This is a genomic window from Cupriavidus sp. 96C5-1, from assembly GCF_057798855.1.
On record NZ_JBYOJU010000052.1, the window covers coordinates 51,994 to 64,123 of the forward strand.

General features: G+C 63.7%; 10 protein-coding genes and 1 pseudogene. 5 read left to right on the top strand and 6 right to left on the bottom strand.

From position 1 onward, the window contains the following. Window positions 1-584: 584 nt before the first annotated feature. The 4 genes and pseudogenes from AC3FOF_RS37675 to AC3FOF_RS37690 form a co-directional block, all read left to right on the top strand. Complete coding sequence (locus AC3FOF_RS37675) at window positions 585-2,615, top strand: AAA family ATPase (RefSeq protein ID WP_488729509.1); 2,031 nt, start codon at window positions 585-587, stop codon at window positions 2,613-2,615. Between the two features lie 13 nt (window positions 2,616-2,628). Continuing rightward, window positions 2,629-3,264 (top strand): hypothetical protein, encoded by a 636-nt coding sequence (locus AC3FOF_RS37680; protein WP_488729510.1) that lies wholly within the window; start codon window positions 2,629-2,631, stop codon window positions 3,262-3,264. Beyond that, complete coding sequence (locus AC3FOF_RS37685; protein ID WP_488729511.1) at window positions 3,254-4,417, top strand: hypothetical protein; 1,164 nt, start codon at window positions 3,254-3,256, stop codon at window positions 4,415-4,417. The genes AC3FOF_RS37680 and AC3FOF_RS37685 overlap by 11 nt, the downstream gene beginning before the upstream one ends. A 4-nt stretch (window positions 4,418-4,421) precedes the next feature. Continuing rightward, window positions 4,422-4,556, top strand: a pseudogene (locus tag AC3FOF_RS37690) (transposase); the annotation flags it as partial. On the opposite strand, the gene AC3FOF_RS37695 reads toward AC3FOF_RS37690, so the two are convergent. From AC3FOF_RS37695 to AC3FOF_RS37710, 4 genes are all read right to left on the bottom strand, one after another. After that, window positions 4,547-6,295 (bottom strand): hypothetical protein, encoded by a 1,749-nt coding sequence (locus AC3FOF_RS37695; protein ID WP_488729512.1) that lies wholly within the window; start codon window positions 6,293-6,295, stop codon window positions 4,547-4,549. The pseudogene AC3FOF_RS37690 and the gene AC3FOF_RS37695 sit on opposite strands and share 10 nt — an antisense overlap. A gap of 67 nt (window positions 6,296-6,362) precedes the next feature. Next, complete coding sequence (gene lipA, locus AC3FOF_RS37700; RefSeq protein ID WP_017226381.1) at window positions 6,363-7,358, bottom strand: lipoyl synthase; 996 nt, start codon at window positions 7,356-7,358, stop codon at window positions 6,363-6,365. 43 nt (window positions 7,359-7,401) lie between these two features. Then, the gene (lipB, locus tag AC3FOF_RS37705; RefSeq protein ID WP_276268393.1) at window positions 7,402-8,133 is read right to left on the bottom strand and encodes a lipoyl(octanoyl) transferase LipB; all 732 of its coding nucleotides are present in this window, start codon (window positions 8,131-8,133) and stop codon (window positions 7,402-7,404) included. A 158-nt stretch (window positions 8,134-8,291) separates the two neighbouring features. Next, window positions 8,292-8,651 carry a DUF2917 domain-containing protein gene (locus AC3FOF_RS37710; protein ID WP_017226383.1) on the bottom strand — a complete coding sequence of 120 codons (360 nt, stop codon included), beginning with the start codon at window positions 8,649-8,651 and terminating at the stop codon, window positions 8,292-8,294. A 217-nt stretch (window positions 8,652-8,868) separates the two neighbouring features. Between AC3FOF_RS37710 and AC3FOF_RS37715 the strand changes: the two genes are divergently transcribed. After that, a complete protein-coding gene (locus tag AC3FOF_RS37715; protein WP_035810771.1) occupies window positions 8,869-9,828 on the top strand; it encodes a transcriptional regulator GcvA in 960 nt (319 codons plus the stop codon). Here the strand turns inward: AC3FOF_RS37715 and AC3FOF_RS37720 are convergent. Continuing rightward, window positions 9,825-11,018: a tyrosine recombinase XerC gene (locus AC3FOF_RS37720; RefSeq protein ID WP_488729513.1), complete on the bottom strand. Its 1,194-nt coding sequence runs from the start codon at window positions 11,016-11,018 to the stop codon at window positions 9,825-9,827. The two genes, AC3FOF_RS37715 and AC3FOF_RS37720, sit on opposite strands and share 4 nt — an antisense overlap. A gap of 49 nt (window positions 11,019-11,067) precedes the next feature. Further along, entirely contained in the window at window positions 11,068-11,736 is a 669-nt protein-coding gene (locus AC3FOF_RS37725) for a DUF484 family protein (protein ID WP_276268394.1), read from the bottom strand. Window positions 11,737-12,130 lie beyond the last annotated feature (394 nt).

Here is a 12,130-nt window from a genome sequence, read left to right on the forward strand (position 1 = left end):
AAACCGCCATCCCCCACGCCCGAAGAAATGGCCGAGGTCATCCGCAGAGCTTGGCAACGGAAAGATATTTGCCAGAAGCAGGTGGAGCGTGATCTGGGCATCCATCAAAGCCAGTTCTCAAAGCTTGTGAACGGCCAATTCAAGGAGGCGAACGGACACGCTAGGCGGCTATTTGAATATTCAAAACGGCATGAAGGTGCGGCTCAGAGGCAGTCGGGCGCAGCAGACACTGAGGCGCTTCGGTCGGCCTTGACGGAGCGCCTCATGCGTGCATGGGACGGTACAACTGAAGGGGCTCGGGCACTCGAAGCCATCCTCGACGGCGTTGCACGCCTGCGGGGTAGCCCACCTCGAAGAGTTTGAAGACCACGCCGCTCGTTCCGCGGTCGCAGTGAGTCTTGGCAGGAGGGGGGGCCGTGTTCGATCGATGCTCGTTAGCTGTTTACCCCCTGGAGACTCCCTTATACTAACCAACCAATCCGGATTGATGACAAGCAACCAACGGGCCCAGGGAGAGAGTAGATGACGCCGAACCAAACTCGCGCCGGAAGCGCGATGGCTTTGCCTTTCGCAGGAACGCGAGCATGATGGATCTGCCCGTCCTTGAGCGCCTGCAGATCCGGAACTACGGCCTCTACCCTGGGCTGAAGCGCGATGGCGTATTCGACATCGATCTAGCGCCCGGCTTGACCGTCGTGCTCGGCGCCAACGGCTTGGGCAAGAGTACGCTCGTCAACATCCTATTTCGGATGCTCACGGGCCCCTGGAACGTAAGTTTGCCTGACGGCAATCTCGGCACGGCCAACCTTCTCGCTGTGCCGCTTAGCCCCAAGTTACGGTCGACGTTCAGCGCGCGGGTCAATGACGCTGCTCGTGACGCCCAGGCGACCATTGTGTTCACCATCGGTGTGCACAGGTTTTCGGTCACGCGATCGCTGCAGAAGCTAGACCTAGTGAGGTTTTCCGTTGACGGCGCGCCCGCCGGCACCGACGAGGGAGAACTCAAGAAAGCTGTGCTCGCCGCGTCGAGCATCGACAGCTATGGCGAGTGGATATTCGTTCTGCGCACGATGGTCTTCTTTTTCGAGGACCGCCGGATGCTCGTGTGGGATCCAACGGCTCAACGCCAGTTGCTGCGCTGCCTGTTTTTGGAGCCGGCCCAGGCGCGTGATTGGTGGCAAGCGGAGCGGGAGATCCTTGAACTCGATACGCGCATGCGCAACTTACACGCGGCGCTGTCTCGGGAGGAGAAGGAGGAGCGCAAGAACCAGAGCCTGTCTAAGGCGGCGCCGGAGGTTCGCGCCGAGCTCACCTCTAAGGAAACGCTCCTGCAGGGCACACTCGACCGCCAAGCCAATCTGGTTGAGAGTATCGCTGAACTGGACGAAGCCCGCCGGCGCCATCGTCTGGACGCGTTGCGCGCGGCGCAGACATTGCATGCCGCCCTCCATGAGTTGGAGCGCGCGCGCTTGGCCGCAGTTGAAGTGCGATATCCGTCCGCCGATGAGTCGATGCGCTATATCTTCTCGCGCTTGATGACCGATGACGTGTGCGGGGTCTGTCAAACGCCAGGCCGGCAAGAGAAGCGTCAGCAGATGCTGCACGCAATCGACACCAAGCACTGCGTCCTGTGCGACGCAAAGGTCGAACCTTTCGCAGGCGAACCGATCAACCTCACCGATGAACGCATAAGCGCGCTTCGCGCACGCGTGGAGGAAGCCAAGGTGACTGAGGCAGCGAGTCGACAGTCGCTCGATACCTCCGCGACTGACTACACCGTAGCTGCAAAGAGCCTGATCGAGTTAAATACGGAGGCCGCAGACTTGACGGCGGACATCGAGGCGCTCGTTCGTCAGCTCCCGCCTGATGAACAGGTGGCGCGTCGGCAAAGCGACGACATGATCAAGCTCAAGAAGCGTGTCGAGGCGATGAACGCGGAGCTCCAGGTCAAGCGCGAAGCCTTTGCGGGGAAGCTCGCGACGTACCGCCGTCAGATTGGCGAATTCGCCTCGCAAGTCAAAGCTGCGTTCGACGAGATCGCTCGTGGCTTCCTGATCGAGGACGTGTCACTGTCGTGGACACCCATGCGAGTGCAGCTAGGCCAGGCCGGCACCTCTGGCGTCGTCCTCACGCCGATTGAGTACCCCTCGTTCAGCATCGAGATGACCGGCGCCAATTTTTCGGCGGTCCAGCGGCGTGACAGCCCCGAGCAGGTCTCCGAGAGCCAGCGTGAGTTCATCGATCTCGCGTTCCGGATGGCTCTGGTGCGCGTGGGCTCCCAGAGCCAGACCTCGACCATCATCATCGACGCGCCGGAATCATCGCTCGATGCGGTCTTCGTTAATCGCGCGGCCAAGGTGCTGACCACGTTTGCCAATGCCAACAGCACGAACCGCCTGGTAGTAACCTCGAACTTGGCGGCTGGCAAGCTCATCCCGGCAATGCTCAACGCCGCGGAGAGCAACCCGAAGGCACGGTTCGACCGGATTGTCGACCTGTTTAACGCCGGCGTCCCGACCCGGGCTATGACCACTCTGCGGGCCGAATACGAAGAGCTCCGAGAGGAATTGTTTACGCAAATCGACGCGAGCCTCCAGCATGCCAGCCGCGCCTGAGTCGAGCGCCTCGTTGGAAGCACGCAAGCGCCCTATTCGAGTGCTTGCGTTGCTCGACGCACTGGCCGACGCCTCAATTTTCGACGCGCCGCTGCGGGTAGTGCACGAGCTAGCCTACCTGTCCAACGTGTTGGCCCCTGTCTTCGAGCTCGCCCCCTTCAGCGCGAGCCTACTCAAACGCCAGGGCGGTCCGTACTACCCTGAGCTGCAAGAGACGATTGACTTGCTGGTGGGGCGCGGTATGGTGTTCGCCTCGGGTATCCGCTACGAACCCGTGCCCGAGGAGAAGCGCTACCGCCTGCATGCGAACTACCGGATCAACCGCGTGCTGGCGGGCCCCGCGTTAGCCGCCTATCACGAGGTCTACGCCGACACCGGTGAGCCCTTTTTCATTAGCGAACTTTGCGCCGCCTACGGCATGCTGGCCGATCAGGAGTTGGGGCAGGCTTTCCGATTCGATGCGCGCTACGCGGACAAGGACGTCGACAACAACGAGGTGATCGACTTCGGTCAGTGGGTCAACGCTGCCAGCACGAATTTCTCGCGTAACGCGGCCATGTCGTTTCGGCCCGGTGAATCGCTGCAACCGGCCGAGCGCATCTTCATGTACATCGAGCACGTACAGAGGAAGGCTGCCCATGGCCGCTGAAGTGCAACCCACTACATCGCTCGATCTTGGCGCTTGGCAAGGCGACCGAGCCCAGCTCGCGACGGCGCGACGACCTTCATATGGGGACATCGACGACTTACCGCCTGAGCTGCGCTTCCAGGTGTATGTCTCGCGAACCGTCCAAGCGCGTGAACGCCAAGCGGACGCTGAAACTGCGGGCGCGGCCGCATTCATTTTGGTAACGCCGCGACAGCAGGAGGCGCTCAAGACGGGCCGATCGTTCGACCGGACTGTCCACACCGGGCGCGTCCGTCTCGCTGGCCGTGTGCACTTCATGACCCATCGTGCGGCGAGCAGTGCGTTTGAGGAGTACGCGGGCGACGCCAACGGCTTGTTCGGTCGTATTGCCGAACTCCAGTGCGATCGACTGCCCACTTTGGTCTACGACCCGAGCGCCGGCAAGTCGACCCTGACCTACTACCCGCAGGGTACGCATACGGACGACGGCCTCGTTGAGGTCCAGCTAGATGCAGGCCCCGTCACCGAAGCCGAGATTCTTTCCGTGATCGAGGCGGTCTACCGGGCCGAGCTGTGCACGCCGGACAACTCCGGCCCAACGAAGATCTGGCAAAACGCCAGTAAGGGCCATCCGATTGAGGAAGCCGAGCGCACCGTGCAGCAGTTCTTGCGTGTGGGTCTGGCCGCCCGCTTCCACTGGTGCACGATCCGTGCTGAGCAGTCGGGCAAGCTCGGCCGCACGGATCTCGAGGTCGTTGACGATCGCACCGGCGAGGTGGGCGCCATCACCCACCATGCGCTTCTTGAGCTGAAGGTGCTGCGCAGCTTCAGCCACTCCGGAACGGCGTACCCGGCAGCATCGACCGATGATGCCGTCTCCAAGGGCGTAAACCAGGCCCACTGCTATGGCGCCAACAACAACAGCCTGTTGCGCATGCTGTGTTGTTTCGACATGCGAACCCATGACGTTGGCGACACCACTACGTTCGCGCACGTTCAGACCGACGCCACCAACTTGTGCGTCAGCTTGAAGCGCTGGTACATGTACCGCTCTTCGGAGCACATGCGAGACGCCATGGCACAGCGCCAGATTGAGGCAGCCAACGACGCATCGGCCAGTGGACAGCAAACTGCTCGCCGCAACGCAGAGGGCGACAAGAGGGCCACCCCATAGAAGACAACGCTGGGTCGTCGAGCGCAGCTTTGCCTGGCTGGAGAAGAATTGCAGGCTATGGAAGAACTGCGAACGCAAGCGCAACACCAGCCTGCTGTTCGTTCATTTGGCCTTCTTGGCTCTGGCTGCTCAGGAGATCGTGAACGGGTTCCTGGGCGATGACTCGAGGGGCTCTGAGGTATGGCTCCTCATTCGCATGCACAAACTGCTGGCACAGTCGGCGGCGGTTGGCCAAGTATGTTTTAACGTTTGAACGTCTATCCCGTTCGGAATCTTGGCTTTCTCCCAGCATCCCTCGGCCTTTGCGAGTGAAAGCAAAATCTCGTGCAGTTCTGCGTTGCCGAGTCGAGTGGCGTCGGTCTTCCCTACCAAGCCAAGCCTGTAACTCTCACCTTTTCGCCACTCGAATTCGATCAGGCAGAAATTTGCAGTCTCGACACAAGCATCCGCGACGATGACCCGTCGCCGCGCTTTCGTTTTTGAGTCTAGATACGACCATTGCCTGGTACGCGCTGGCTTCAGCAGGGGAATGAACTCCGTGCCGTCGGCTGGCGAACGAACTGCTGCCGAAATATCGGAGAGTTTATTCAGCTCAGCGATGATGGAGATGAACGATTCGAAGCTTTGCGTCAGCCCACTGCGCCTCGCGATAGACCCTACCACCTTGGCTCGGGCGACGTTCTGCTCGGTACCCGTGCCGCCGCCAGTACTAAGCTCGTCTACTGCGGCCGGTCGAAAGGTTTTCATACCGCCGCTTTTGTACTGATTGTTCTCCTTGAGCCGCTTGCTTGGCACTTTTCCGGCTATGTCGGCGAAACGATCTGTCGGGAGCATTAGCTTGACAGGAAGGAAGATGTTGCTGCCCGCCCGCTGGCTTTGCAACTGCGCCTTCTCGCTTTCGGAATGTGAATTTTCAACCTGCATGAAAGCCGGTCGCTTCTGGTTTTCCGGTATATCAGTCGAGGGGTCTGCTTGGCGGTTGTCGTTGTCGCGGAGAATCGTAAGGTTCTTGAACGGGAAAGGCGCAGTGCAGCGGTCAATTGCGAACACCAGATGCCTCCATCTGCCCATCGACATGATGGGCTTGTAGTGCACGGCCAAGTTCGTCGCGCCGCTGAAGGGGAAGGTTGTTTCCATGTGAACCCTGCGGTGATTCGCGGATCCCTTCATGAGCGTGTCGTGCAAAAGCGTTGCACCATGCCATGCCTCTTCTGAGGTCAATATGCGCCCGATAATCCAGCCGTCTTCGTCCTCGAGATGCTGCCGCAGCTTTAATACGCAGTTATGTTCCGCCTGAACGTAACCGCTTTTCTCAGTGTTGATCAACGAGTGCAAGTCGTTCCGAAACGCGCCGGAGAACAGCGCGTGCGCGAGATCGGTGGAGGTGGCGTAATAGAAACGCACGATCTCGGCCATCGGTATGAGCACGCCGTATGGGTCTCCCTTCCACGAGATGGCGATGCACTTGCTTCCCATGCCGGCGCCGCCAATGCGGTACGCATTAAACGGGATGAGTTGCTGGCCTTCTACGACTAGGTTGGCCGCAACGACTCGGGTCGTATCATGCGAGACTCCGAGATCTTCGAACGTCGTCGTCTTCCCGGCCCGATCAGGTAAGCAGTGTCCTTCCTGCCACAGCGAGCCGATGGACAGCAGCTGGAGCTGCCCGACCCCGATCAGGATCGTCTTGCGGTCGTCGTGGACGACGGAGTTGTTGGAAGCATAGTCGGTTGCACCCTGGCGTAAGGGGCTAATGACGACCTGGACGTATGGTTCAGTGGGGATGTCGTAGTTCCGCTCGACGGCCCCAAACCAATCCACACGCCAGATCCGGCCGTCTTTCGGAAATTCCTTGATCGGTGGAATCGTCCGAGTCACTCCCTCTCCCAGTCGCTTTTATCGTTGTGTAGTCGCGCTGATCGTTGTCAAGTCGCGTTAAGGAATGTCAGGCGAAGCCAGCCTTGTGCGCCTGCTCGTCGGCGTGGTAGGAACTGCGCACCATGGCGCCCACGGCGGCATGGGTGAAGCCCATCTTGTAGGCTTCGGCCTCGAACATCTTGAAGGTGTCCGGATGCACGTAGCGCATCACCGGCAGGTGGTGGCCCGACGGCGCCAGGTACTGGCCGATGGTCAGCATGTCGATGTCGTGGGCGCGCATGTCGCGCATGACTTCGAGGATCTCCTCATCGGTCTCGCCCAGGCCCACCATCAGGCCGGACTTGGTGGCCACGGTGGGATTGCGGCGCTTGAACTCCTGCAGCAGCTTGAGCGAGTGCGCGTAATCGGCGCCCGGGCGCGCCTGCTTGTACAGGCGGGGCACGGTTTCCATATTGTGGTTCATCACGTCCGGCGGGCCGGATTGCAGGATGTCCAGCGCCTTGTCCAGGCGGCCGCGGAAGTCCGGCACCAGGACTTCGATGCGGGTGGCCGGCGACAGCTCGCGGGTCAGCGTGATGCAATCGACGAAATGCTGGGCGCCGCCGTCGCGCAGGTCGTCGCGGTCGACGCTGGTGATCACCACGTAGTTCAGCTTGAGCTGGGCGATGGTGCGGGCCAGGTTGCCCGGCTCATTGGCGTCGAGCGGATCGGGGCGGCCGTGGCCGACGTCGCAGAACGGGCAGCGGCGCGTGCACTTGTCGCCCATGATCATGAAGGTCGCGGTGCCCTTGCCGAAGCATTCGCCGATGTTCGGGCAGCTGGCTTCCTCGCATACCGTCACCAGGTTGTTGGCGCGCAGGATGTCCTTGATCTCGTAGAAGCGGGAGCTGCCGGTGGCCGCCTTGACGCGGATCCACTCGGGCTTCTTGAGCTTCTCGGCCGGCACGATCTTGATGGGAATGCGCGCGGTCTTGTCCGCCGACTTCTGCTTGCGGGTCGGGTCGTACTGTTCCGCCTGGGGTTGCGGGGCTTCGCTGGAAGTGGCGATCAGGGCGTCGCTCATAGTGTTCTCCGCACGCGCGGTGCGTGCATATTCGGCTGGATGACTAATTGGCCAGGGCCGCGGCGGTATTCCGGTCGGCTGCCAGGGCGCGTTCCTGCGCCACTGCCAGCACCTCGCACAGCGCCGCCGCAAGGCGCCGCGCGATATCGGCTTGTTGTGCCGCGGTCACGGGCAGGCGGGACGCGCCAGCCGCATCGGCCACCGCCAAGGTGGCGCCCGCCGTTGCCATGTCGACCGTTTCCAGGCCGGCATAGCCGCAGGGGTTGATGCGCAGGAAGGGCGCGAGGTCCATCTGCACGTTGAGGCTGACGCCGTGATAGCTGCAGCCGTTGCGGATCTTCAGGCCGAGCGCGGCGATCTTGGCGCCCTGGTGCGGACCTTCGCAAAGGTAGATACCAGGCGCGCCGGGCTTGCGTTCGGCTGCGAGATTATACGCTGCGAGCGTGTCCAGCACGGCCTGCTCGATCGCGTGGACCAGCTCGCGGACCATCAGGCGGCGCCGGCGCAGATCGAGCAGCAGGTAGGCCACCACCTGGCCAGGACCGTGATATGTGATCTGGCCGCCACGATCGATCCGCACTACGGGAATCGCCTCGTCGGGCGCCAGCAGGTGCGCGGGATCTCCCGCCTGGCCAAGGGTGTAGACCGGAGGGTGTTCGACCAGCCAGATCTGGTCGGGGGTATCGGCAGTGCGTGCGGCGGTATAGGCGCGCATCGCGTCGAAACAGGGTTCGTAGTCTTGCCGGCCCTGCTCGATGACTTCGATGGCTTGTATCGATTGCATCCCGGCAGTTTAACGAAAATAAGGAAAAGGGGCGGATCGCACTGGATGCCGCCCCTCTCCCGCTCTTTCACTCCGCGCTTGCCCGGCTGGCATCGGGGGTGTCCCGCGAATGCACCAGCCGCAGATGGCCGCGTGCGCCGCCACCCGCCTCAGGAGGCAGTGACCCGGTCCTGGCCAGGCGTCCACTCGGTGCCTCGAACCAGACGCCGCGCCATGCGCCCCAACAGGTGCGGCAGGCTGACGGCAGGCCGGCGGGCCTCGGCGATCAGGGCCAGGCGTACCGGTTGTTTGGCGCGCGGATCGATGCTCAGCGTGATCTCATCACCGCTTTCGAGCAACTGGCTGCCGCCGCAGCGCAGCCAGTAATCCTCCGCATCGCCGGCGCGGGTCAGCCAGACGTCGGTTCCGGTAGCCTCTTCCACGCGCAGGCGCTGGGCGGCATGGATGGAAAGCGAGGTGACTTCGCCCGGGCTCAGGGTGAACAGGGTTGTTGTGAGCAATGTTTTCATTTTGGGCATCCTTCACTGGCATCGCCGCTCGCGCGCCCGCTTGCCCGGAATGGGCTGCAGCCGGTCGCGCCAGCCGGGGCGGGCTACGCTATTACTTGACCGGAACCGGTGCGGGCAGAGCGCCGATGCATTGCATTCTAGTGATTGCCCGGCCCCTTCCAAAACGATATATTTTCCGTGTTCTTGTTAGAGAAACTCACATAAGACGAGGTCGGGGATGGCGCTGAAGGGAGCATGGGAGAGAGATTTGCCACGTGGCTGGCACCGCGAGCTGCCGCGCCTGCCGCCACTGACCGCGCTGCGCGCTTTCGAGGCGGCCGCCCGGCACGAAAGCTTTTCGCGCGCCGCCGCGGAGTTGTTCGTCACCCACGGCGCGGTCAGCCACCAGATCCGCGCACTGGAGGAGGAACTTGGCCAGCTGTTGTTCGAACGCAACGGCAAGCGCGTCAGCCTGACGCCCGGCGGCCGGGCCTACGCCGCGCGCGTACGCGAAGCGCTGCTGGAGATCGCCGACGCCACCCGTGTGCTGCAGGCAGGCAACCGCGACAAGCGCCTCACCATCAGCACCATGCCCTCCTTCGCCGCGCGCTGGCTCACACCGCGCATCGGCAGCTTTATCGAACGGCATCCCGAACTCGACGTGGAGTTGCTGTCATCCAACACCCTGGTGGATTTCGGACGCGAGGAAGTCGACATCGCACTGCGCATGGGCAGCGGCGACTATCCCGGCCTGTATGTGGAAAAACTGCTGGACGATGTGTTCTTCCCGGTCTGCAGCCCAGCCTTCAACGGCGGCAAGCTGCCGGCACGGCCGCAGGACATGAAGGGCATGCCGCTGCTGCGCGGCGAGGGCGACCCGTGGAAGCCATGGTTCGAGGCCGCCGGGCTCGACTGGCCGGAGCCGCGCAAGGGCCTGCTGCTGGAAGACTCCTCGCTGTTGCTGCAAGCGGCGGCGGCCGGCCAAGGCATCGCCCTGATCCGTTCCTCCCTGGCCTATAACGACCTGCTCTCCGGACGCGTGGTGCGGCTGTTCGACGTCGGCATCGCCTGCCCGTGGCTGCTCTACTTTGTCTGCTCGCCCGGCATGCTGGAAGCGCCCAAGGTCAAGGCCTTCCGCGCCTGGCTGCTGCCCGAGATGGAAGGCTTCCGCAGCATCCTGGCGCAGTGGGAGAGTTAGGCGTCTTCGCCGGGGACGGGAGCGGAAGGACCGGCAGCCTCGTCCGCAGCCGGCTCGCCGGCCTTGGGCGCAGCCATCGGCGCCGGCACCGAGCGCACCCGCCCGGCGCGCGGATGGGCCTTGTCGTAGACCTTGGCCAGATGCTGGAAGTCCAGCGCCGTATAGATCTGGGTGGTGGCAACGCTGGCATGGCCGAGCATTTCCTGCACCGCCCGCAAATCGCCCGAGGACTGCAGCACGTGGGTGGCAAAGGAATGCCGCAGCATGTGCGGGTGCACGTCGGCGGGCACGCCCGCACGGATCGCCTGCTGCTTGATGCGCAGCTGCACGGTGCGCATCGGCAGGCGCCGGCCACGCGCGTTCAGGAACAGCGCATGCGCGTCTTGCGGCAACGCGCCGGGGCGCAACAACTGCGCGCGCGCGCCGAGCCAGGCGCGCAGGGCGTCCATGGCCTTGCTGCCGACCGGCACGGTGCGGCGGCGCGCGCCCTTGCCGATCACCGTGACCTCGGCGCCGTCCATATCGATCCAGCCGGCGGAGCGGTAATCCCCGTCCTCGGTATAGCGATGGTCGAGCTGCACCAGCTCGGACAGGCGCAGGCCGCTGGAGTAGAACAACTCGTACACGGCCTGGTCGCGCAAGCCTTCGGCACCCTCGCCCGCGCTGTGCGAGACCAGCGCCACCGCATGCTCCACCGACAAGGCCTTGGGCAGCCGGTGCCCGGACCTGGGCGCGCGCACGCCGTCCACTGGATTGGCCTCGACACCCAGGCCATGGCGCGCGGCCCACAGGTAGAAGCCGCGCCACGCCGACAGCGTGCGGGCGATGCTGGTGCCGGCCAGGCCGCCGCCATGCAGCCGCGCGGCAAAGCCGCGGATATGCTGGGTCTGCAGCGAGAGCAGGGCGCAACCGGGCGCGTACCGGGCAGCGTGCGCCTGCAGCACCGACAGGTCGCGGCCGTAGCTGGAAAGGGTATGGTCGGCAAGCTTGCGGCTACTGGCCAGCCAGTCGAGGTAGCGCAGCACCAGGGGATCGGGCGTGGGCTTGGCGAGCGGCCCGGAAGAGACCGCCTCGCGCGCCGCGGGCTTCCGCGCCTTGGCCGCGGTCTTGCGCGCAGCGGGCTGCTTCGCGCCGGCCTTGCGTGGCCGCGCGGCCGGGCCGCCGGAGCCGGGCGGACGGGCGGCCGTCATGGCCGGGTCCGGATAGCGCGGTCGCGGCGCATGATCCGGCTTGCGTCCACTAGTCGCGCAGCCGGTTGAGCGCGGCGCCGGCCACTTCGCCGATCTGCGCCAGGTAGGCCGTGCCCATGCCCTCATGGAAACGCCGCACCTCGGGCGACCCCAGCACCAGCAGCCCGAAGGCCGCTCCGAGCGTGCCGGCGTCGCGCACAGGCACGCGCAGCGTCACCATGGCCAGCGAGGCAATATCGTCGCGCTCCAGCCAGGCTGCCGCCTCGAAGCCGCTGTTGACACCGCAGTACGGCGCGCGCAAGCCTTCGGCGAACAGGCGGACATCCTCGCTGACGCCCTGCGTGACTTCCATATGCGCGTAGCCCTCGGCCACATTCCACAGCTTGAGGGCCACGCCCGGCACGTCGAATACCTGCTGCAGCCCGTCCTGCACCGCGTAGGGCAACGCGTGCGAATCCACCTCGGCCAGCAGGCGCAGCTGCCAGGCATGCATGCGCTGCTGGGTGCGGTCGTTATCGTGCCCATGGCGGACCAGATCCGCCAGCTTCAGCTCCAGGCCCTTGTTCTTCTCGCGCAGGATTTCCATCTGGCGCTCCTGCAGCGACACCGCGCGGTGGCTGTGCGGGCTGGTGAGCTGCACCGCCGCCAGCAACTCGGCGTGGTCTTCGAAGAACTGGGGATTGGACTGCAGGTAGGAGGCAACTTCTTGGGGGTTCATTGGCTTCAACCGGGGATGTTTGGGGGGCAGTGTAGCAAAGGCTTGGGGTCGGGGTCGGGGTCGGGGTCCTCGGGGGCGTGTGCTGTCGTCTCGCGTTTTTAGGGACCTGATTTGGGACTGCAGGGCCTGAAGGCGGAGTGGTGTCAGGCTCTTGGGCACATGGAGGTGTCACTTTTCTTTACTCGTAAAGAAAAGTAACCAAAAGAAAGCGACCCCTTGCAGGGGGGCTGGCTTGTCGGGCTTGCCGGCTTTGCGGATTCGTGGTGGGCGCGTCAGTCCTGCCTGACTGCTGGCGCTACCGGCACGGACGGCATTGCCGCTGCAAATGGCGCTGGTTTCAGTATAGCGCCCCTGATGGCAATGGCCCGTGGTCGCTCACGCATCTGCCGTTACC

Coding starts and splice junctions, on each gene's coding strand:
- AC3FOF_RS37675 (WP_488729509.1), top strand. CDS start 585: ATGATGGATCTGCCCGTCCTTGAGCGCCTGCAGATCCGGAACTACGGC.
- AC3FOF_RS37685 (WP_488729511.1), top strand. CDS start 3,254: ATGGCCGCTGAAGTGCAACCCACTACATCGCTCGATCTTGGCGCTTGG.
- lipA (WP_017226381.1), bottom strand. CDS start 7,358: ATGAGCGACGCCCTGATCGCCACTTCCAGCGAAGCCCCGCAACCCCAG.
- AC3FOF_RS37710 (WP_017226383.1), bottom strand. CDS start 8,651: ATGAAAACATTGCTCACAACAACCCTGTTCACCCTGAGCCCGGGCGAA.
- AC3FOF_RS37715 (WP_035810771.1), top strand. CDS start 8,869: ATGGCGCTGAAGGGAGCATGGGAGAGAGATTTGCCACGTGGCTGGCAC.
- AC3FOF_RS37720 (WP_488729513.1), bottom strand. CDS start 11,018: ATGACGGCCGCCCGTCCGCCCGGCTCCGGCGGCCCGGCCGCGCGGCCA.
- AC3FOF_RS37725 (WP_276268394.1), bottom strand. CDS start 11,736: ATGAACCCCCAAGAAGTTGCCTCCTACCTGCAGTCCAATCCCCAGTTC.